At 42.5% G+C, this 22,102-nt stretch carries 13 protein-coding genes; 9 read left to right on the top strand and 4 right to left on the bottom strand.

Translation table 11 applies throughout. The annotated features are described in order from the left end of the window. Nucleotide 1 precedes the first annotated feature (1 nt). The 6 genes from ODU34_RS05355 (at nucleotide 2) to ODU34_RS05330 (ending at nucleotide 13,280) form a co-directional block, all read left to right on the top strand. A complete protein-coding gene (locus ODU34_RS05355; RefSeq protein WP_398578399.1) occupies nucleotides 2-832 on the top strand; it encodes a carbohydrate ABC transporter permease in 831 nt (276 codons plus the stop codon). A gap of 9 nt (nucleotides 833-841) precedes the next feature. Continuing rightward, nucleotides 842-3,043, top strand: coding sequence for an alpha-galactosidase (locus tag ODU34_RS05350; RefSeq protein ID WP_398578400.1), 2,202 nt, complete (start codon nucleotides 842-844; stop codon nucleotides 3,041-3,043). Nucleotides 3,044-3,317: 274 nt separating this feature from the next. Further along, the gene (locus ODU34_RS05345) at nucleotides 3,318-4,019 is read left to right on the top strand and encodes an AzlC family ABC transporter permease (protein WP_141604891.1); all 702 of its coding nucleotides are present in this window, start codon (nucleotides 3,318-3,320) and stop codon (nucleotides 4,017-4,019) included. Further along, the gene (locus ODU34_RS05340) at nucleotides 4,006-4,329 is read left to right on the top strand and encodes an AzlD domain-containing protein (protein WP_024403301.1); all 324 of its coding nucleotides are present in this window, start codon (nucleotides 4,006-4,008) and stop codon (nucleotides 4,327-4,329) included. The genes ODU34_RS05345 and ODU34_RS05340 overlap by 14 nt, the downstream gene beginning before the upstream one ends. A gap of 9 nt (nucleotides 4,330-4,338) precedes the next feature. Then, nucleotides 4,339-5,361: a YeiH family protein gene (locus tag ODU34_RS05335; RefSeq protein WP_398578401.1), complete on the top strand. Its 1,023-nt coding sequence runs from the start codon at nucleotides 4,339-4,341 to the stop codon at nucleotides 5,359-5,361. A gap of 464 nt (nucleotides 5,362-5,825) precedes the next feature. Beyond that, nucleotides 5,826-13,280 (top strand): DUF1542 domain-containing protein, encoded by a 7,455-nt coding sequence (locus tag ODU34_RS05330; protein ID WP_398578402.1) that lies wholly within the window; start codon nucleotides 5,826-5,828, stop codon nucleotides 13,278-13,280. Between the two features lie 218 nt (nucleotides 13,281-13,498). Here the strand turns inward: ODU34_RS05330 and ODU34_RS05325 are convergent, their stop codons facing one another. The 3 genes from ODU34_RS05325 to ODU34_RS05315 all read right to left on the bottom strand — a co-directional run bounded on the left by ODU34_RS05325 (nucleotide 13,499) and on the right by ODU34_RS05315 (nucleotide 17,095). After that, nucleotides 13,499-15,121 carry a hypothetical protein gene (locus ODU34_RS05325; RefSeq protein ID WP_398578403.1) on the bottom strand — a complete coding sequence of 541 codons (1,623 nt, stop codon included), beginning with the start codon at nucleotides 15,119-15,121 and terminating at the stop codon, nucleotides 13,499-13,501. 9 nt (nucleotides 15,122-15,130) lie between these two features. Then, on the bottom strand, nucleotides 15,131-15,829 hold the full coding sequence (locus ODU34_RS05320; RefSeq protein WP_024384214.1) for an ATP-binding cassette domain-containing protein: 699 nt from the start codon (nucleotides 15,827-15,829) through the stop codon (nucleotides 15,131-15,133). 93 nt (nucleotides 15,830-15,922) lie between these two features. Continuing rightward, complete coding sequence (locus ODU34_RS05315) at nucleotides 15,923-17,095, bottom strand: NAD(P)/FAD-dependent oxidoreductase (protein ID WP_398578404.1); 1,173 nt, start codon at nucleotides 17,093-17,095, stop codon at nucleotides 15,923-15,925. Nucleotides 17,096-17,332: 237 nt separating this feature from the next. Between ODU34_RS05315 and ODU34_RS05310 the strand changes: the two genes are divergently transcribed. The 3 genes from ODU34_RS05310 (at nucleotide 17,333) to ODU34_RS05300 (ending at nucleotide 21,458) form a co-directional block, all read left to right on the top strand. Next, nucleotides 17,333-18,733, top strand: a complete 1,401-nt coding sequence (locus ODU34_RS05310; RefSeq protein ID WP_398578405.1) for a glycoside hydrolase family 1 protein — start codon at nucleotides 17,333-17,335, stop codon at nucleotides 18,731-18,733. A 169-nt stretch (nucleotides 18,734-18,902) separates the two neighbouring features. Next, nucleotides 18,903-19,397, top strand: coding sequence for a DUF536 domain-containing protein (locus tag ODU34_RS05305; protein WP_012774919.1), 495 nt, complete (start codon nucleotides 18,903-18,905; stop codon nucleotides 19,395-19,397). Nucleotides 19,398-19,697: 300 nt separating this feature from the next. Beyond that, a complete protein-coding gene (locus ODU34_RS05300) occupies nucleotides 19,698-21,458 on the top strand; it encodes a glycerophosphodiester phosphodiesterase (RefSeq protein ID WP_105249071.1) in 1,761 nt (586 codons plus the stop codon). 63 nt (nucleotides 21,459-21,521) lie between these two features. Here the strand turns inward: ODU34_RS05300 and ODU34_RS05295 are convergent. Next, nucleotides 21,522-22,102, bottom strand: a 581-nt coding sequence (locus tag ODU34_RS05295; protein ID WP_398578406.1) for an IS3 family transposase, incomplete at its 5' end; no start/stop codon positions are given.

Here is a 22,102-nt window from a genome sequence, read left to right as displayed (position 1 = left end):
TGTGAAACAATCAGCTTTTAAATCAACAATCTGGATGCATGCCTTCTTGATTTTAGTGGCATTGGGCATGCTGATCCCATTTGTTTGGATGGTGTTGACGTCTTTTAAAACGGTAACCGAATCCACTCAGATGAATCCTTTCCACTTTTTACCAAGTAACTGGATGGTGAGCAATTATAAAGAGGCTATTCGAACTAATAATTTTCCGATACTCTATTTGAACACCATTTTGATGATGTTATGGCGTATCTTTAGCTCGGTTATGTTCTCAGCTATGGCAGCTTATGCCTTTGCTCGCTTGGAATTTCCTGGGCGGAATTTCTTGTTTGGTCTGGTCCTCTTTCAAATGATGGTGCCACCTCAGTTATTCGTCATTCCTCAGTATTTGATGATTGACCAACTTGGTATGCGCAATACGATTTTTGCTCTGGTATTTCCAGGAATTGTCAGTGCCTTTGGTACATTCTTACTCCGTCAATTTTTCATGGGTCTTCCAAAAGAATTGGAGGAATCTGCAAAATTGGATGGTTGTAATATTGGGCAGACCTTCTTTAAGGTCATGTTGCCTTTGGCCAAGTCTGGCTTGATTGCCTTAGCGATTTTTACGGCTTTGTTTGCTTTCAAGGATTTGTTGTGGCCATTGATTATCAACTCAGAAGCGGACAAGGCTACCCTGTCTAGCGCACTTTCTAAGATCCAGGGAGCTTACGCTGTTAACTATCCTCAGCTCATGGCTGCAAGTGTTTTGGCTATTTGGCCGATGTTGGTACTTTATGTGATATTCCAGAAACAGTTTATCCAAGGGATTGCGACATCTGGTGGAAAATTATAGGAGGCTACAATGGGAATTATCTTTCATGAAAAGACAAAGGAATTCCATCTTTACAATGAGTTTATTAGCTATGTGTTGACGGTCTTGCCTAATGGTCATATTGGTAGTTTGTATTATGGAAAGCGTGTAACAGAAACAGCTTCCTATCAGTATGTGCGTGAAGATGAGTATCGTGCTTTGACTTCCTTTGTAGAAGACGATGACCGTTTCTTCTCACTCCAATATGCCAATCCTGAATTTGCTTGTTATGGTACAACGGACTATTTTTCTCCGACCTTTGAGTTGGTTCAGAAGGACGGCAGTAGCCTATCGCACTTTGTTTATCAAGGTCATGCGATTTATGCTGGGCGATCGGCTTTAAAGGGTCTTCCTCATCTCTATCTGGATGAGGAGGGACAGGCAGATAGTTTGGATATTTATTTGTTGGATGAAGAGTCGCAGACCCGCCTGGTCTTGTCTTATACGATTTTTCGAGATTATCCAGCGGTGACTCGCTCTGCTCGTTTTGAACAACTCGGAGAAAAATCTGTCTGTTTGAACCGTGCCTTGAGTATGACACTTTGTCTGCCTGATATGGACTATGAGTGGTTGCATTTGGATGGAGCTTGGGGACGCGAGCGGCATCTGCAATTATCGCCTCTTCATCAAGGTTGTCAGTCTATTTACAGTCTCAAAGGGGCTAGTAGTGCGGAGCACAATCCCTTCATGGCTTTGAAACGACCAAATGCGGATGAGCATCAGGGAGAAGTACTGGGCTTCTCGCTCGTCTATAGCGGAAACTTTTTGGCGCAGGTGGATGTGAGTTCTTTCCAAAAGACGAGAGTGAGTATGGGAATCCATCCTGAACGTTTTTCTTGGACATTAGATAAGGGAGAAGAGTTCCAGACGCCTGAGGTCGTTATGGTTTATAGCGAGCATGGTTTGAATGGCATGAGCCAAACCTATCACCGCCTCTTCCAAAAACATCTGGTGCGTGGCTATTGGCGTGATAGAGAACGGCCTGTTCTCTTGAATAACTGGGAAGCCATGAGTTTTGATTTTGATGAGGAAAAAATTCTTTCCTTGGCCAAAGAGGCTGCAGGTCTTGGTGTTGAACTCTTTGTCATGGATGATGGTTGGTTTGGCAAGCGAAACCATGACCGAGCAGGCTTGGGAGATTGGACGGTCAACCGAGAGAAATTACCAAGTGGCTTAACAGGGATTATTGACCAAGTTCATGCTATGGGAATGAAATTTGGACTTTGGATTGAACCAGAAATGGTCAATAAAGACAGTGATTTATACCGAGCGCATCCAGATTGGATTTTCCATCATCCTCAGCATAGTCAATCGCACGGACGCCACCAATATACTTTGGATTTGTCGAGGGAGGATGTTTATCAAAATATTCATGACCAACTCCACCGGCTGTTGGCTGAGCATGATATTGATTATATCAAGTGGGATATGAATCGCTATATGACAGAGGTCTTTACATGTACACGGGAGGCGGAGCGGCAAGGTGAGACCTTCCATCGCTATATTCTCAATCTCTACCGTTTATATGATAGCCTGATAGCAGCTTTTCCGACGGTTCTGTTTGAATCTTGTTCAAGTGGTGGAGCTAGATTTGACCCAGGAATGCTCTACTATGCACCTCAAACATGGGTTAGTGATGATACGGACGCCATGGAACGCTTGAAAATCCAATATGGAACGAGCATGGTCTATCCTTTGAACAGTATGGGGTGCCATGTGTCAGCTAGTCCAAATCAGCAGTTGGGGCGAGCTACTCCGCTAAACACACGTGCCAATGTTGCATTCTTTGGAAGTTTTGGTTATGAATTGGATTTGTTTGAGTGTAGCCAAGAAGAGTTGGAAGAGATGAAAGAACAGATTGCCTTTTACAAGGCTCACCGTGAGATTTTCCAACACGGTATCTTTACTCGTCTGAAAAGTCCATTCGATGGAGAAATAACGGCTTGGCAGGTCCAATCCTCGGATGGTCAACAAGTCATCGTGGGCTATTATCGTCGGTTAACAACTGCTAATCTTTCCTATCAACGCTTACGCTTGCGTGGGTTGGAAGAAGATGCGGTCTATCACCTTGATGGAGAAGTTTATACTGGTAGCCAATTAATGCATACAGGTTTGTCGATTCGACAAGGAGACCATGTTGGAGACAATAAAGACTTTACTTCTTATTTGATGCTCCTCCAGAAACAACAGTAGCCTCCCTATCCATAGGCCCAGCTATCGGCTGGGTCTATTTTATGCAGAAAGTACATCAATAAGGGCAAGACCTCTACTTATACCCTTCGAAAATCAAAATTATCCGTTATCAACTTGCCTTGATGAACTCCAGTTCTATCTTCGGCTTCGTTTCCTAGGCTACTTTTGATTTTCATTGAGTATTAGATATAAGAATTCTTGAAAAACGAGTTGCAATGTGAGAAAATGAGAGAATAATTCTTCAATCAATTAGTGAGGGGAAGGGAGATAATGAATGAAGAAATATGCTTTTCGTGAAGGGATGCGCGATGCCATTCCCACTGTATTAGGCTATGCCAGTATTGGTCTAGCCTGCGGAGTCGTATCGGTCAATTCGGGCATTTCTACTGTGGAGATGGGGCTGATGAGCCTATTAATCTATGCCGGGAGTGCTCAATTTGTCATGTGTGCCATGATTTTTGCAGGCGCGCCTTTGTTATCCATTGCAGTAACCGTTTTCTTTGTCAACCTGCGTAATTTTCTGATGTGCTTGCATGCGACAACTATTTTTCAAGGAAATCGTTTAGGATCGAATATCTTGATAGGATCCTTTGTGACGGATGAATCCTATGCAGTTCTTTTGCGTAAGCAGATTGAGCATCATACCATTACTCCAGAATGGATGTACGGAAATAATTTTGCAAGCTACGCCTCTTGGGTTACATTCACGACTCTCGGTAATCTGATTGGTGGTCTCATTCCAAATCCTGAGCAGTTTGGCTTGGACTTTGCCTTGGTTGCCATGTTTGTCGGTATTTTTGCAGGTCAGTTAGAGGCTATGGTTCGGACCATTCCGCTGAAAAAAATTGGCTTGATTCTGCTGGCAGTCGGTCTGGCCTATATCGGTCTGTCTATGATGGTGTCGTCCTATGTGGCGGTGCTCTTGTCGACACTCTTAGGTTGCTTTGTGGGGGTGATGATTGATGATAAAAACTAACATTTTACTGATTATTCTGATGGCGGCGCTGGTGACTTGGGTGCCACGTGTCCTACCTTTTGTACTGACGCAAAATAAATCTCTCCCTCCAAAGTTGGTGAAATTCCTCAGCTTTTTGCCAATCACTATCATTTTTGCATTGACCCTCTCCAGTATTATGGATGAGAAAGTTGGCTCCTTGCCAAGTTTTCTCCCTGTGGAAAGCTTGGCTATTCTTCCGACATTTTTTGTGGTTTTGAAAACAAAAAATATCCTTTTAGCAGTCTTGGTTGGCGTTGTTACAACCGCGGTATTACGTTTGATATTTTAGGAGGTTTTTATGGTAAAGGAAAATGCCAAAGGTGTAGGACTTTGTTTCTTTTTGGCTTTGGCGGGTCAGTGGTTAGGTCATTTATTTCCACTTGTAGGTGGACCTGTTTTTGCCCTTCTAATCGGGCTGAGCCTGTATCCCTATTTTTCAAGTAAAAATGCATTTCAGCCAGGCTTGACCTTTACCTCTAAGAAGATTTTGCAGTATGCGGTGATTTGTTTGGGTTTTGGATTAAACTTATCAGCGGTCTTGGCAGTGGGTCGTCAGTCTCTTCCAATTATTCTTTCAACCATCAGTTTCGCTTTGTTTTTGGCATTTTTGATGTGGAAATGGTTGCCGATTTCATCTCCTCTGGCGACCTTGATTGGCGTTGGGACCTCTATCTGTGGAGGGTCAGCCATTGCGGCGACAGCTCCCATTATTCAGGCAGATGATGAGGATGTGGCACAAGCTATCTCGGTCATCTTTCTTTTTAATGTCTTGGCAGCTTTGGTCTTTCCGACCCTGGCAACCTGGCTTGGGTTTTCGACAGATTCGGGTCAGGCCTTTGGGATGTTCGCCGGAACGGCGGTCAATGACACTTCCTCTGTGACAGCAGCGGCTTCGACCTGGGATAGCTTATATGGTCTAGGCAGTCAGACCTTAGATACAGCAGTGACGGTTAAGTTAACACGAACTTTAGCCATTATCCCGATTACAACAGTCTTAGCAATTTGGCAAACCCGAGGAAAGGGTCTCAAGGCAGATAAGAAGTCCCTCCTGACAGGTTTTCCGACCTTTATCTTGTATTTTATCTTAGCTAGTCTAATCACAACGATAGCGGGTGGATTTGGTATAGGGGCAGATTGGTTTGCTCCGTTGAAGTCCCTCTCTAAATTTTTCATTTGTATGGCTATGGTGGCGATTGGTTTGCGGACAAATGTGTTTGCCTTGGTGAAAAATGGCAAAGCGGCTCTCCTGGTCGGACTAGTTTGCTGGCTGGGAGTGACTGTGTTGACACTGGTCTGGCAAGCGATTTTGGAGATCTGGTAAGAGAAATGTGAGTGGGAAAGACATTATTTCCTATTTCAAACAATTTTTGAGAAGTAAATCGCAGTGTCGCAGGGCTTTTTGTCGCTCGTTTTTTAGTGCCTTTGAACAACTCAAAACTAGTCATGGTTTGTTTAAAATGTAATTAAATTATCTTTTTAAGTAGGCTGTTTACACGATATTTGTTTTCCTTTATATAAATATGATAGATTTTCAGTAAATTTTTCAAAAAAAAACTCAAAAATAACAGATTTTTTCTTGTATCTTTGAGGCATAAGGAGTATAATGGTGACGGTATTCAAGTAGAAATTTTATATACTCTGGATGAAAATATTCTGTCTACTTTAAAATAAATAATCTACTGGGTATCCTTCTGCTAAGTTTTTAAAGCAGGAGGTGTGTTTTTGTACATGGTGTTACAGGAACCAGAAATGATGGCATTCGCCAGTAAAATATAGGAGGATATCATGTCTTATAAAGATATGTTCAGAAAAGAACAACGTTTTTCTTTTCGTAAATTTAGCTTTGGTCTAGCTTCGGCAGTCATTGCAAACGTTATTTTGGGAGGAGCAATCGCAAACAGCCCAGTTGTTCATGCTAACACAGTGACAGAAGCAGAGGCAGCTGTAGCACCAGCTAACCAAGACCTTGGAAATGAGACTAAAACGGAAGAAGAACCCAAGGAACCAATCGAAGCAGTTCGCGCAGACGGAGAAAACCGTGCAGCTGAAATCTTGCCGGAGGCGCTGAATGCTAGTGTAACAAATGCACCTGCAACCATCCCTACAATTGGTAGTAATGCAGGATTACCTGCCAAAAATAACGATGCTAAACAATTTGAAGTTCTACATGTTTTTGGTAATGTTTCAGGAACTACTGAGACAGAATCTACTAAAGGTACTGGAGCACCAGACTTTAATCCATCTAATGCTACAGTCTCGTTCCCTATTACAGATCCAGAAAATGATGCAGTAACTATTAAATATAAAGTTCCAGCAAACTTTCAAAATTACATAGCAGGTAATCCACAGGCGACAGTTAAAAACGATAATGAAACTGCTGAAACTAAGAACCTAGGTAGAGAAAATACTAATGAACTTCTTCTAAATGAACAAGGGCGTCTAGTAGGAGTATTCCCTTACAATCCAGGTGGGCTCTTTTCGCGCATTATTGAACTCACAGATGCAGTAGGTAACGTGTCATATAGCAACCCATTTTATGTTATTGCTTATACAGATAAACGAGCTGATAATGCAGATTTGATAGTTGGGCAAGAGTCGGATTTGACAGCGACGAATATTTTTAGTAAGTTGAAAATTGATACAACAAGTGGTTATTCTACTACAAATCAGTCACTCACTGTTCCAGAAACTGAGTATACACGTACTATTGTAGGTTATCGATTAACTGGTACTAACGATGTTCAAAACCTTTCAGCTGATACTCTGAACACACTACCAGCAGGTGGAAACTACGAAATTAAAGTTAAGACAACTAACCAATACGGTCAGACAATCTATAACTGGGTACCAGTAAACGATACACGTACGAAAGAGGTGTCAAAAGAAGATTTATTTGTCTTTAACAATTCACCTATCCAAACGGTCGATGGAACTAACAAGGTTAAGGTGGTAACGGTTGAAGATAAAGACGGTGTTCAAGCTATTGACTACTACCAAACTCCTAACAATCAAAGAAGTGACTTGAAAGGTGTGACAATTACGCCAGAAGCGGTTACAAGCACAAATAAGGTAGAAGGATATGTAACTGGAACACCGGCAGTTGATGCAATTGGCTACTATACACGCTCGTTTGGTGTTACAGATGCCAAGGGTAACTTGGTTATTACTTATCCAAACGTGTCAGGCGGAGAAGACAACCGCCAAGTTATCCATGTAATGGATACAAATGTTACTGGTTCTGTGACAAAACAAGCTGGTGAAATACCGACTAAGGAAGAAATTCTTGCTAAAGTAACTGTTAACTACGGCACACCTCATAAAAAAATTACAAATCCAACATCTATGTATAGCATGGATTTAGCACCAGATCAAAAAGTTCCAATTGATCCAGGCGAATATGATGTAAAAGTTCGTGTTGTAACAGCATCAAATGTATACAAGGATGTGACAGTCAAGGTTATCATTCCTAAATATTCAGATGTCTTGACAGCTAAAGCTGACGAGAATACTAGCTTGGTACCAGGAAGTGGTACAGTAGCGACACAACCAATCACCTTCACAAAAGAGGAAGTGGTTGATGGTCAGAAGACAAACGTAGCGACAACAGCACCTGCAGGTACGGCTTATGCAGTGGAGCAAAAATTCTTATCTGAAAAACAAGCACTTGGTTATGAAATTTCAGTAAGTGAGACAGGTGAAGTCTCTGTTAAAGCCCCTGCTGGTCAAGAAGTTGATATTACTGTTCCAGTAACTGTGGCTTATCCAGATAATTCGACGGATACAGTGAATGTGTCGTTCAAGGTTAATCAAAAAGATTTGGCTCAGATAGAAGCTAAAAAGGCGATTGACGATAAGTTGGCTGAGGTAATCAAAGAGCTCGAAGCAAAACGGGATGTAGCAATTGCTGAAATTGATAATAACATTTCTTTGAGAGAAGAACAGAAACAGGCTGCTAAGGCTGCTGTTACTGCCGTTGCTGGGGATGCTTTGAAAGACTTAGACAACAAGGCGATAGAAGCTAAAGAAAAAATTGATAAAGCTACGACTGTTTCAGAAATCAATGACGCTAAGACTAATGGTGAGATTGGTCTGGACAATGCAGAAGCAGTAGGCGAAAAATCTATTGATTGGACGAAGGAACAAGAGCGAGCTAAAGCAGAAGTTGAAAACAAAGCATTCGAAGCGTTGGAAAAAGTTAACAATAATCCAAATCTGTCAGACGATGATAAACAGGCGCACTTTGACGACATTAACGCAACTAAAGAAACTGCAATTGAGGAGATCAATAATGCTGAAGATACTGAAGAAATTACGGCGGCAATTGACAAAGCGGAAATTGCATACAATGAAGATGTTATTAACGCAGCCCAACTTGATGCTTTGAATAAGCTTGAAAAAGATAGCGAAGAAACTAAGGCAGCTATTGATGCTAATCCAAACTTAACTCCGGAAGAGAAAGCAAAAGCTATTGCTAAGGTAGATGAGCTTGTTAATAACGCCGAATCTGACATTTTATCGCAACCTACCCCAGAAAAAGTTCAAGCAGTGGAGGATAAAGCTGACAAAGATCTTGCCAAAGTAGAACTTCAAGCAGCAGCAGACGATGCGAAGAAAGGCATTGAAGCCAATCCGAATCTGACTCCAGAAGAGAAAGATGTAGCTAAGAAGGCAGTAGAAGACGCGGTTAAGGTGGCGACAGACGCTATTGATAAGGCGTCAACTCCAGCCGAAGTTGACACAGCGACAAGTAATGGAGTGAAGGCTATTGATGCAGAAGAGTTTAAAGCTACTCAGAAAGATGCTAAGAACAAGATTGCCAAAGAAGCAGAATCAGCTAAGAAAGCGATTGACGACAATCAAAACTTGACTCCAGATGAGAAGGAATCAGCTAAGAATGCAGTGGAAGAGGCGGCTAAAGTAGCAACAGACGCAATTGATAAAGCGTCAACTCCAAATGCAGTTCAAGCAGAAGAGCACAAAGGTGTAGCAGCTATCAATTTGATTACTGCCAAGGCAGATGCTAAAGGTGCCGTTGCTGCTAAGTTGGCAGATGAAATCAAAAAGCTCAAAGATAAGCAAGCAGAAGCAGAAAAAGCCATCGATGCGTCAACTATGACTAATGAGGAGAAAGCAATCGCTAAGAAGGCTCTTCAAGATGTTGTAGATAAAGGAAAAGCAGATCTTAAAGATGCAGCTAGGGTAGCAACAAATAAGATTCATGAAGCTACTACTACAGAAAAAGCGAAAGCGGCGGAACTTGCTGGCGAAAAGAGCTTGACAGACACAGGTAAAGAAGCTAGAGATGCAGTTGAATTGGCTAAGGATAAAGAATTAGCTAAGGAAGCAATCCGAACAGAAAAAGAAGAAGCTACTAAAATAGTAGAGAAGCTTGCAGAAGATACGCTCAAAGCTATCAAGGAAGATCCAAACTTGTCAGATGAAGCTAAGGAAGCTGAAATTAAAAAGCTAACTGACGCTGTGACAAAAACTTTAGAAACCATTCGTGACAATGCAGATAAGGCTACGCAAGAAGCAGAAAAAGCTCAAGCCCTAGCAGATCTTGAAAAAGCTAAAGAAACACAGAAAATTGCAGATAAGGCTGCGATTGATGAGTTGAATTTACTTGTGAAAGATGGTGAGCTTGAAGTTACTAAACGAGATGTTTTAAATCAGCTCGAGAAAGATGCAGCTAGAGCTAAAGAGGATATTGCAAAAAATCCAAACTTGACTGAAGAACAAGTAGACAAAGCACTTGAAGATGTTCAAAAAAATCTTGACAAGGCTAAAACTGCAATTAATGAAGCTACAACCCCAGACGCAGTTCAGACAGAAATGGATAAAGGTGTAGCTGCACTTGCTAAAGATGTTCTTGACGCAGCGAAACAAGATGCTAAGAACAAGATTGCTAAAGATGCAGTAGCCGCTAAAGAAGCTATTGACTCCAATCCGAACTTGTCAGATGAAGCTAAGGAAGCTGCTAAGAAAGCAGTAGATACAGCTGCCCAAACTGCAACAGATGCAATTGATAAGGCATCAACTCCAGATGCAGTTCAATCTGAGGAAGATAAAGGCGTGTCAGCCATCGCTACAGATGTTCTTGACGCAGCGAAACAAGATGCTAAGAACAAGATTGCTAAAGATGCAGCAGTTGCTAAAGAAGCTATTGACTCCAATCCGAACCTGACAGATGCAGAGAAGAAAACCTTCACCGATGCGGTAGATGCAGAAGTAGCCAAAGCTAACGACGCTATTTCAGCTGCAACCAGCCCAGCAGATGTTCAAAAAGAAGAGGATGCAGGTGTTGCAGCCATTGCTAAAGATGTTCTTGATGCAGCTAAACAAGATGCTAAGAACAAGATTGCTAAAGAATCCGACGCCGCTAAGTCAGCCATTGACGCTAATCCAAACTTGACAGACGCAGAGAAAGAATCAGCTAAGAAAGTGGTAGATGCTGATGCCCAAGCTGCGACAGATGCTATTGCTAAGGCATCAACTCCAGATGCAGTTCAAGCCGAGGAAGATAAAGGCGTAGGTGCTATCGCCAAAGATGTTCTTGACGCAGCGAAACAAGACGCTAAGAACAAGATTGCTAAAGAAGTTGACGTTGCTAAGTCAGCTATTGACGCTAATCCAAACTTGACTCCACAAGAGAAGGAATCAGCTAAGAATGCAGTAGAAGAGGCAGCTAAGGTAGCAACAGACGCAATTGATAAAGCGTCAACTCCAGGGGCGGTTCAAGTAGAAGAGGACAAAGGTGTAGCAGCTATCAATTTGATTACTGCTAAGGCAGATGCTAAAGGTGCTATTGCTGCTAAGTTGGCAGATGAAATCAAAAAACTCAAAGATAAGCAAGCAGAAGCAGAAAAAGCCATTGATGCGTCAACTATGACTGATGCGGAGAAAGCAATTGCTAAGGAGGCTCTTCAAGATGCTGTAGATAAAGGAAAAGCAGCTCTTGAAGAAGCTGCTAGGGTAGCAACAAATGAAATTCATAAAGCTATTACTGCAGAAGATGCGAAAGCGGCTACACTTGCTGGCGAAAAGAGCTTGACAGATACAGGTAAAGAAGCTAGAGATGCAGTTGAATTGGCTAAGGATAAAGAATTAGCTAAGGAAGCAATCCGAACGGAAGAAGAAGAAGCAACTAGAATAGTAGAGAAGCTTGCAGAAGATACGCTCAAAGCTATCAAGGAAGATCCAAACTTGTCAGATGAAGATAAGCAAGCCGAAATTAAAAAGCTAACTGACGTTGTGACAAAAACTTTAGAAACCATTCATGACAATGCAACTAAGGCTACACAAGAAGCAGAAAAAACACAAGCCCTAGCAGATCTTGAAAAAGCTAAAGAAACACAGAAAATTGCAGATAAGGCTGCGATTGATGAGTTGACTTCACTTGTGAAAGATGGTGAGCTTGAAGCCGCTAAACAAGATGCTAAGAACAAGATTGCCAAAAAAGTTGATGCAGCTAAAGAAGCAATTGATGCCAATCCGAACTTATCGGATGCAGAGAAAGAAGCTGCTAAGAAAGCGGTAGATACAGCTGCCCAAGTTGCGACAGATGCAATTGCTAAGGCATCAACTCCAGATGCAGTTCAAGCCGAGGAAGATAAAGGCGTCTCAGCTATCGCTACAGATGTTCTTGATGCAGCGAAACAAGACGCTAAGAACAAGATTGCTAAAGAAGTTGACGCCGCTAAGTCAGCAATTGACTCCAATCCAAACTTGACAGATGCAGAGAAGGAATCAGCTAAGAAAGCGGTAGATGCAGATGCTCAAGCTGCGACAGACGCAATTGCTAAGGCATCAACTCCAGATGCAGTTCAAGCCGAGGAAGATAAAGGCGTCTCAGCTATTGCTACAGATGTTCTTGATGCAGCGAAACAAGATGCTAAGAACAAGATTGCCAAAGAAGTTGATGCAGCTAAAGAAGCAATTGATGCCAATCCGAACCTGACAGATGCAGAGAAGGAAGCTTCTAAGAAGGCGGTAGATGCTGATGCTAAAGTTGCGACAGATGCAATTGATGCTTCAACAAGTCCAGTCGAAGCGCAATCGGCAGAGGATAAAGGCGTAGGCGCAATCGCCAAAGATGTTCTTGACGCAGCGAAACAAGATGCTAAGAACAAGATTGCCAAAGAAGTTGATGCAGCTAAAGAAGCAATTGATGCCAATCCGAACCTGACAGATGCAGAGAAGGAAGTTTCTAAGAAAGCGGTAGATGCAGATGCTCAAGCTGCGACAGAAGCAATTGATGCTTCAACAAGTCCATCCGAAGCACAGTCAGCCGAGGATAAAGGCGTAGGCGCAATCGCCAAAGACGTTCTTGATGCAGCGAAACAAGATGCTAAGAACAAGATTGGTAAAGAAGCAGAATCCGCTAAGTCAGCCATTGACTCCAATCCGAACTTGACAGATGCAGAGAAGGAATCAGCTAAATCTGAAATTGATAAAGCTGTTGACGAAGTGATTGCTTTAATCAATGGTGTTAGAACTCATCAAGAGTTGGAAAAAATCAAACTTCCAATGGCAGCTCTAATTAAACCAGCTGCGAAAGTAACACCAGTGGTTGATCCAAATAACTTGACTGAAAAAGAAATTGCTCGTATCAAGGCATTCCTTAAAGAGAACAATAACCTCCCAGAAGGAACAGAGATTAATGTTTCTAAGGATGCTTCAGTGACAATTAAATATCCAGATGGAACTATTGATTTGCTATCACCAGTAGAAGTTGTGAAGCAGGCAGATAAAACTGCTCCTACGGTCGCAAATGATGGCAAAGGTAATATTGTGATTGTACCGTCTGAAAAAGCTGTTGAGATTGTTGTTTCATACGTAGATAACAATGGTAAGCCGCAAACTGTAGTTGTTACGAAAGGTACGGATGGTTTATGGACAGCAAGTAATACAGTGGTGATTGTGGACCCTGTGACTGGGCAAGTAATCGTTCCAGGTTCTGTTATTAAGCCAGGTACAGTTGTTACAGCATACTCTAAAGACGAGGTTGGAAATAGTTCTGATTCAGCAGAAGCTGAAGTTGTGGCAGTAGACGAAAATAATTCTGCAGCAGGAGTGAAAGTTAAATCAGTTACTACAAATGCTAATAATGTTGAGAAGAAAGCTAAGCAATTACCGAATACTGGTGAGGAAGCAAATTCAGCAACTTCACTCGGATTAGTAGCTCTTGGACTCGGATTAGCACTTCTTGCAGCAAAGAGAAGAAGAGACGAAGAAGCTTAAGATAAGCTCTTCCTCAGAACTCTTTTGGAAGCCGCAATTTTCCTAGAAGATAGTAGTATGATACTCTTTCATATCAAGGAAATTCCTTCACTATGATTGGTAGGTATCAGTTATTATCTATCGAAACCCCAAAATCCAAAGTCATTCGACTTTGGATTTTTTTGATACGACATGCTCGTTATACCTAAAAAACAGCCTTCTCTTGCGAGAGGCTGTTTTTATGCTTTCAATCTAAAAGTCTGCGGAGCTTTTTTCAATAAAATCCAGTAACCGATGCTAACATAGGCAATCATGGCCAGAGAAACCAGCAGGATATAGGTGTGGCTGCCTACATTGATTCGGGTGTTGAGATAGGCCACCCAGTAGAGAGCACCACTGAGAAATTTATAGACAGGATTGACCACATCCATGTCATTGGTAAAAGGCTGGAGGATATAGTAGATAAAGAGATCGTGGAAGGAAAAGAGGGCTGTCAAACTCAGCAGGAGCAGTGCGGTCAGAAGAATGGTTTCCAAGCTGAAAGCAAACCGCCCCAGCACCATGATAGCCAAAAAGAGGCTGGTCGCAAAGATGAGATTGAGCTTGCAGGTTTGCAAAAATCGGTAGTTAAAACCAGCGATAATAGTCTTAGCTTCTCGATAGAAGGGATAGTGAAGCATGGAAATATCGCAGTTGACAAAGACCATTTGAGCGACCACCTTGCCCGACGAAGCTACATACATAATCATGAAGGAAAGCGGTAGGAATTGGAGCAAGTAGGCTTCCGTAAAGGTAAACGGCTCTAAAAAGTAACGAATCCCCTCCAGGGCTGCCAGAATCACCCCTACTGCCAAGACCCAGTTCCGCACCTTCTTATAGAGGATTTTTTTGTAGCGGTCAAATAGCAGAGCGTTTAGGTAGGTCATGCCAGACAGGTGGGACAGGTCTTTTCCCTTTTCTGTGCTGAGCTCTGCCTGCATCTGCAAACCCTGGCGAGTATATTCATTGCCCTTGGTCATCTCAAAAATCTTCTTATCCATTTGCAAGGACTCGTCCATACAGTAGGAAAGATAGTCTAGGTGGTTGGTTTGTTGCTTCAAGTAGCTATAGCCCCACCAAATCAAAAGGGGTTGGATAAGTAGGATAGGGACGAGCATTTCTAGTGAGAGCTTATTACGGAAGACGATAGCTAGAACATATAAAACAAAAATAATCATGAGCCATAGCCAAGAATGCCACAAATTGCGACGGGAAAAGATACGACGTTCAAAGAGCAGACGATTGAGGGCATGGCCAGCTAGATGACCTGCCAGCACTGTCATCAAACCAATGGGAAAAACTAACCACTCCTTGGTTATCATGCAAAAAATGGTTAAGGCTGGCAGGTAGTAAATAGTGGTTAGGATAGGCTCGATAAAAAGTTGGCTTTGAAGAAAGCTGGATTGTGACAGGTTGAAATTCTGCATAAATTCTCGATCTGCTTTAGAGATAACAGGGTCTAAGCTCTTTCCCAAACGATAGCTTAGTCCGACAAACAAAAGCCAGAACATAAAGCCAAGGAGCCAAGTGTTTGGGAGAATTTTCCAAAAGGTCAGCTCCCCGTTGACTAGCATATTCATCCAGAAAGAAGCATGGTAGAAATGAAAGAGCAACCAGAAGCCCTTGATCAGAAAGCGACTGGGGATGGAGAGGATGTGCAGGACCAAAAAGAAACCAGACTTAAAGCTGTAAGACTTGAAAATACTTTCTGGAATGCTCTTTCCCACAAGTGGCAGTTTCCGTAGATAGTAGAAAAATCCGTTGACTGACCGATAGAGGTTATATTTTTCCTGATACCAAGAATAACGTAATATTGTTTTCATAGGTTTCTCCTAATCTGCTGTCAGCAAGGCAACCACTTCCTGTTCAAAGTCAGGGTCGTGGAGTTTGTCACTCGGAACAGCTTGCAATTCTTGGTGATGGAGCAAAACAATCTCATCACAGAGGTCTTGAGCCAGTTGTAAGATATGGGTGGAAAATATAATGACGGAATCTTTCTTAGCTTCTCGAATTAGTTGTTTGAACTCGTGGGCAGCCACAGGGTCAAAGGAAGTCAGCGGCTCATCTAAGAGCAGGACAGGTGGCTGGACAATCAAAGACAGGAGCAACTGGACCTTGTTCTGCATACCGTGGGAAAAATCCTTGAGCAGACGGTGCTGGTCTTCTTCTCCAATACCGACCAAGTTTAGCCATTCTTCTGGACTACGAGGAGATTTGAGTTTATCCTTGTGAATGTCCATATAGAATCGGACAAATTCATAGGCGGTCATAAAGGCAGGCAGTTGCGGATAGGTCTGGGTAAAACCGATATCCGTATTATCGTAGTCCAGAGTTTCTTCGCCTTTCACAAACTGAATCGAGCCACTATCCAAGGTCAGATTTCGGGCAATGCAGTTAAACAAGGTTGTCTTACCAGCCCCGTTCCGTCCTAGCAAGCCGTAAATCTTGCCTTGTTCAAATTGAAAACTGGCATCCTCCAGAATAATCTTGTGGTCAAATTTTTTAGAAATAGAAGAAAGTTTCAGTTGCATAGCCAATCTCCTTTTGTTATATTGTTATGGAATTATCATACAATAATAAACAAAAAAATTCAAGCAAATTTTTGCTTGAACTTGATGTAAAAACTAGTAATGCAAGCTTCCTGCCACCCAGCCAGTTGCAAGACAGTAGGTAATGTTAAAGCCGCCGGTGTGGGCGTTGATGTCCAGGACCTCGCCTGCAAAGTGGAGGCCTGGGACTTTCTTGCTTTCCAAGGTTTTGGGATTGATTTCTTTGAGGTCAACGCCACCCTTGGTCACAAAGGACTTGGCTAGGGACATCTTACCTGTAATCTTGACAGGTAAGGCTTTGAGGAGGGTAACCAGTTCAGCCAGGTCTTTTTGAGAAACTTGTTTGACCTTGCCCTCATAATCTTCAGCGAAAAAGTCTGCTAGGCGATCTGGCATGAGTTCACCAAGGGCATTCTTAACGGATTTTTCCCTGTTAGCTTCTAAATGTTCAAACAAGTCCTGTTCAGAATGGGTCGGCAGAGCATCGAGAAATGCGGTTTCGCCGCCTTTGACAAAACTGGACAAGCGAAGAGCAGCGGGTCCCGACAGGCCAAAGTGGGTAAAGAGCAGGTCGTGGGTGATGACATGCTTGCCGTAGGTCAGGGTGACATCGTCCAGGGAAATGCCTTGGAGCTTCTTGTGGGGGAAGTCGGTCAGAACGGGGCTTTCAGCGGCCTCAATCTCCGTGACTTCTAGCTTAAAGTGGCGGGCAATGTCGTGACCAAAGCCAGTCGAGCCAGTGGAGGGATAGGTCTTGCCGCCAGTGGTGACAATCAGCTGGGGAGCTGTAAAAGTCTCCTCGCTAGTCTTGACATGGAAGAGGTCGTCAATCTTGCGGACGGAAACCACCTCCGTCCCTGTACGGATGTCTACGCCATTTTCCAGCATCTTCATCTCCAGGCACTTGATAATGGTCTGGGAACGGTCGGTGGTCGGAAAGACACGGCCGTGGTCCTCCACCTTGAGTTTGACCCCATTTTCCTGAAAGAAATTCATAATGTCGTGGTTGTCAAACTGAGAAAAGACGCTGTATAGAAAGCGGCCATTTCCAGGAATGCCAGCCAGCAGGTCTTCCAAAGTGCCGTTGTTGGTCACGTTGCAGCGTCCGCCACCTGTGCCAGACAGTTTCTTGCCCAAACGCTTGTTTTTTTCAAGGAGCAAGGTCTTCTTGCCGTAAAAGCTGGAAGAAATCGCGGCCATCATGCCAGCAGGTCCTGCTCCGATAATAATGGTATCTACTGTATTCATGCCTTTATTGTATCATATTTTCATCAAGAAAGTAGTTTGAGTCTTTGCTATGATTTGTGGAGTTTTTCCTTGAAATAGCGGAAGACCATTGACGGGATAGGGGAGTATACTTAGACTAAGGGAAATTAGTTTTTATCAAGAGCCTGTATGTACAAGCAAAGTATTTTTGTGGAAGCTGCATTGTGAATCCAGGTTCTAACAATTCCGTCTGTAGCATGAAAGAAAGTAGGTAGAAGAATGGTAACTGAGCAAAGAGAGTATCGTTTTCCAGCAGGTTTTTTGTGGGGCTCCTCCACTTCAGGGCCTCAAAGTGAGGGAAGCGTAGCTGGTGATGGGAAGGGGTGGAATAACTGGGATTACTGGTACAATCAGGAACCTGAGCTCTTTCACCAGCAAATAGGACCAGAACAAACATCGACTTTCTATGAACATTTCCAGTCAGATTTGGATTTGTTGGTGGAAACAGGTCATAGTATTTTTCGCACCTCTATACAGTGGTCACGTCTGATTCCGGAAGGGATAGGCGAGGTCAATCCGCAAGCTGTGGAGTTTTATAGGGCTGTATTTGCAGGTATTCGAGAGCGTGGGATAAAGCTTTTGGTCAATCTTTATCACTTCGATTTGCCTTATGTCTTACAGGAAAAAGGGGGCTGGGAAAATAAGGAGATTGTCTGGGCCTATGAGGCTTATGCTCGCCAGTGTTTCAGCCTCTTTGGAGATCTGGTGGATCATTGGATTACCTTTAATGAACCCATTGTTCCAGTAGAATGTGGCTATCTAGGAAGCTATCATTATCCTTGCAAGGTGGATGCAAAGGCAGCTGTGATCGTAGCGTATCATACTCAACTGGCTAGTTCTTTGGCTGTTCGGGCCTGTCACCAACTACACCCAGACCACAAAATTTCCATTGTTCTTAATCTTACTCCTGCCTATCCAAGAAGTCAGAGTCCAGAAGATTTACAGGCAGCGCGGATTGCTGAGCTATTTCAAACGAGAAGCTTTTTGGATCCATCTGTTTTGGGGCAATACCCGAGGGAACTGGTTGACATTCTTGAAAAACATGGTTTACGTCCAGAAACCACAGAGGAGGAATTGACTATTATCAAAGAAAATAGGGTTGACTTCCTGGGAGTAAATTATTACCAGCCCCTGCGCGTGCAGGCTCCTTCAGAAGATGGATGGAACGGAGAAGCTACTTTCCTATCCCAATATTTCCAGCCTTATGATAAGCCTGACAAGAAAATCAATCCTCATAGAGGCTGGGAAATTTATGAAGAAGGGCTGTACGACATTGCCAAAAATATCCAGAAAAACTATGGGAATATCGAATGGTTGGTAACTGAGAACGGCATGGGAGTTGAAGGGGAGGATGTTTTTGAAGAAAATGGCATGATTCAGGATGACTATCGGATTAACTTCATGGAAGACCATTTGATTCAGCTCCATCGAGGTATTGATGAAGGAGCGAACTGTAAGGGCTATATGGTCTGGACCTTTATTGACTGCTGGTCTTGGTTAAATGCCTATAAAAACCGATACGGTTTGGTCTCGCTTGACCTCCAAACTCAGAAGCGTACCGTCAAAAAATCTGGATATTGGTTCAAGCAAGTGAGTGCTAGAAATGGTTTTATTAGATAGAATGTATATTTCGTTTCTACATAACATTGCATTGAGATAAGATGCTTTTGAGGTTTGTGATTATCCACTAATGCTTGGTAAGAAAATTCCCCTAGATTTGACAGGGATAGGGTTCTGTGGTAATATTTTAATGATACAAACTATGAGAAATGTAAGTACCGAGGATATTATGGGAATCGAAAAAACAGTCAGTGAGTTAGCTGAAATTTTAGGAGTGAGCCGGCAGGCTATGAATAATCGTGTCAAATCACTTCCTGAAGAATTTGTAGATAAAAATGACAAGGGTGTGACCGTTGTAAACCGTGCTGGCTTGATTAAGTTGGAGGAAATCTACAAAACAACCATTTTTGAAGATGAGCCGATTAGCGATGAAGTCAAGCATCGTGAATTGATGGAAATTTTAGTTGACGAGAAAAATGCTGAAATTATCCGCTTATATAGTCAATTAAAAGCCAAAGATAAGCAACTTGCCGAAAAAGATGAACAACTCAAGGTCAAAGATGTGCAGATTGCTGAGAAGGATAAACAGTTAGATCAGCAACAGCAATTGACACTAAAAGCTATGGCCGATAAGGAAGTTCTCAAGTTGGAATTGGACGAAGTTAAAGCACAGGCAGAAGAAGTACAAGCTAAAGGCTTCTTTGCACGTTTGTTTGGGAAATAAAAAGGTCCGGGGCGGGGGACCTTTTTATCATGAGCTTGAAAACAAGAGAGCGAATAAAGGTCCGGGGGACCTTTTTATCATGAGCTTGGAAACAAGAGAGCGAATAAAGGTCTGGGGGAGTGAAACAGTCTGGAAAGAGACTGTTTCAGCCCGCGCCTGGAAATAGGAAAGCAAATCAAATGTAAAAAATCAAGCTCCACTTAGGAACTTGGTTTTTTCTATACTCCATCCATTACTTTCTCAATCTTTCATCCTTGATGAAGGCTTGCAATTCTTGCTAGAATATGGGACACTAGAATCATGAAAAAGATACAACGTGAATTTCAAAAAATATATTACAACTTAGACAAAATCCTTTTGCTCTTTTTTACCCTGTTTACCTTTATGGAATTTGTTTGGATACCGCTCAATTCATGGATTTCTGAGGGACTCTTAGCTATGACAGGGCATGCCTACCTTTCACCGACGAATTTGTTGTCGGTGTTTGCTGAAAATCTGCTCGTGACAGGCTTGTTTATTCTCCTCTTTTTTGTCAACATTGCCATTGCCTATCTAGAATTAGCTCTATTGTTCACAGGGGTTTGGCAACTGTTGGATGAAAAAGTCAAGCACCTCCCCGACTATTTACGGGATGTACGAGATAGTATGGTGGCGATTATCCGTCACAGTAGCCTACCAAAGGTTCTATTTCTGCTCTTTTACTCAGTTATTCTTCTCCCATTTTTACGCCGAGTATTAAATATCTATTATTTTAATAAAATCGTAGTGCCCCAATTTATCGTAGATTACCTATCCAATACAGTCTGGCTAGGAATATTGATTTTGGTCTTCCTCCTCTTGTTCTTCTGGCTTGCGGCACGCTTCATGTACGCTCTGCCAAACATTTATTTTGAACACAGGGGTGTGAAGGAGTCTATCGCTTATTCTTGGGAGAAGACCAGAGGCAGAAAGCAAATCGGTTCATTGTTCCGTCTAATTTGGTTGATCACTTTTCCAGTTCTCCTATTTACAGGAGTAGGAGGACTATTCTATCTTGTGCAACTGTTAGCAGAGCATTTTGTACCAAGTACTTCTTACTGGCTGGCAGTTGTCTGTTACGCACTTCTAAAATTAGCCTACTACGGAGTAGTCGCACTCTTCATGATGGGATTTGTCAGCCTCCTAACAGGAAAACAACTCCCAATCTACCGCCGTAAACGCCTCCGTCATCACCTTCGACTAGCCATTTTGCTCGTATCTGGTCTGGTGTTTGGTATCCAAGGAGCGCTTGCCCTCTACTTTCCCTTTGACACTCTGCCGGTTACCATTTCTCACCGAGGTGTCGATGACGGCAATGCTGTCCAGAACTCTATTGAAGCCCTAGAGAAAACTTCTCAGCTCAAACCAGACTACATTGAGATGGATGTTCAGGAGACAAAGGATGGTCAGTTTATTGTCATGCATGATACGGATTTATTGGCTTTGACGGGCAATCCCGGAGGTACACATGACTATACTCTTGCAGAGTTGACAGGGATGACTGCATCAGAAAACGGCATGACAGCTCCAGTTCCTTCTTTTGATGAATATCTTGAAAAAGCGGATGAGCTAGGACAAAAATTATTGGTAGAAATTAAAGTGACCAAGGCAGACTCACCAAACCTCACCCGTAATTTCTTACAAAAATATGGTCAACGTTTGATTGCCAAAGGGCACCAAATGCAATCATTAGACTACCATACCATTATTGAAATAAAGCAGTATAGCGAGAAATTAGTATCATTCTTTATTCTTCCGTTCAACTCTATCTATCCGACGACGGTTGCTGACGGCTATACTATGGAGTATACCTCGCTGGATCAAAATTTTATGACCAAGTCTTGGATTCGCGGTAAGTCAGTGTATGCTTGGACACCAAATGATGAGGAGAGTATGACTAAGATGTTGCTGCTACAAGTGGATGGTATCATCACTGACAACATGACCGACCTCCAAAGTCTGATGGAGGAAATGAAAGAGAATCGACGCTATCCAGACCTCTTTTTCCAGCAATTCCAGTCTTTGATTTATAATTTTGAATAAAAAAATCGCGAGAGGAGAGTATTGAACTGCTCCCTGTCAAGTGGACAATGAAATAATAAAAGATTAGGCGACGGCCTTGTTCCTCATTTCAAGAGGGGCAAGGCCGTTGTTGCGTTCTTGAAATCGTTGATGATTATAAAAATAGATGTAGGCATCAATATCTGACACCAGCTCCTCAAAAGTCTTATACTTCTTCAAATCATAGCACTCCGTCTTAAAGTGCCCAAAGAAGCTCTCAATTGGTGCGTTGTCAATACACTTACCAACACGAGACATAGAGCGTGTCATCTGATACTGAGTCGTTAAACGGTAATAATCTTTCGAAGTATATTGTGAACCTCGGTCGCTGTGAATCAATGGTGTCGCCTCAGGATTAGCTGTTCGGGCTTTACGAAGTGTTTCGAATACCAATTCATTATCATTAAACTGACCAACCACATAAGCGACAATTGAGCCGTCGTAAAGGTCCTTAATCGCACTCAAATAGGCTTTACAGCCGATACCGTACTTCAAAAACGTCACATCTGTACACCATTTCTGATTGGGGGCAGTAGCTGTAAAATCACGATTGAGAATATTGTCTTCTACATTGACAAAGCTAGTCTTGGTGCAATATCCCTTGGATCTTCTGATAATGGAGCGAA

This window comes from Streptococcus sp. 2018WUSS126, from assembly GCF_044427425.1.
GTDB lineage: Bacteria > Bacillota > Bacilli > Lactobacillales > Streptococcaceae > Streptococcus > Streptococcus hashimotonensis.
This window is presented reverse-complemented; position numbering and strand designations above follow the sequence as displayed.

Bases quoted from the DNA above. Each gene is read 5' to 3' on its own strand.
- ODU34_RS05335 (WP_398578401.1), top strand. From the start codon at position 4,339: ATGGTAAAGGAAAATGCCAAAGGTGTAGGACTTTGTTTCTTTTTGGCT.
- ODU34_RS05320 (WP_024384214.1), bottom strand. From the start codon at position 15,829: ATGCAACTGAAACTTTCTTCTATTTCTAAAAAATTTGACCACAAGATT.
- ODU34_RS05305 (WP_012774919.1), top strand. From the start codon at position 18,903: ATGGGAATCGAAAAAACAGTCAGTGAGTTAGCTGAAATTTTAGGAGTG.
- ODU34_RS05315 (WP_398578404.1), bottom strand. From the start codon at position 17,095: ATGAATACAGTAGATACCATTATTATCGGAGCAGGACCTGCTGGCATG.
- ODU34_RS05350 (WP_398578400.1), top strand. From the start codon at position 842: ATGGGAATTATCTTTCATGAAAAGACAAAGGAATTCCATCTTTACAAT.
- ODU34_RS05340 (WP_024403301.1), top strand. From the start codon at position 4,006: ATGATAAAAACTAACATTTTACTGATTATTCTGATGGCGGCGCTGGTG.
- ODU34_RS05345 (WP_141604891.1), top strand. From the start codon at position 3,318: ATGAAGAAATATGCTTTTCGTGAAGGGATGCGCGATGCCATTCCCACT.
- ODU34_RS05300 (WP_105249071.1), top strand. From the start codon at position 19,698: ATGAAAAAGATACAACGTGAATTTCAAAAAATATATTACAACTTAGAC.
- ODU34_RS05330 (WP_398578402.1), top strand. From the start codon at position 5,826: ATGTCTTATAAAGATATGTTCAGAAAAGAACAACGTTTTTCTTTTCGT.
- ODU34_RS05310 (WP_398578405.1), top strand. From the start codon at position 17,333: ATGGTAACTGAGCAAAGAGAGTATCGTTTTCCAGCAGGTTTTTTGTGG.
- ODU34_RS05325 (WP_398578403.1), bottom strand. From the start codon at position 15,121: ATGAAAACAATATTACGTTATTCTTGGTATCAGGAAAAATATAACCTC.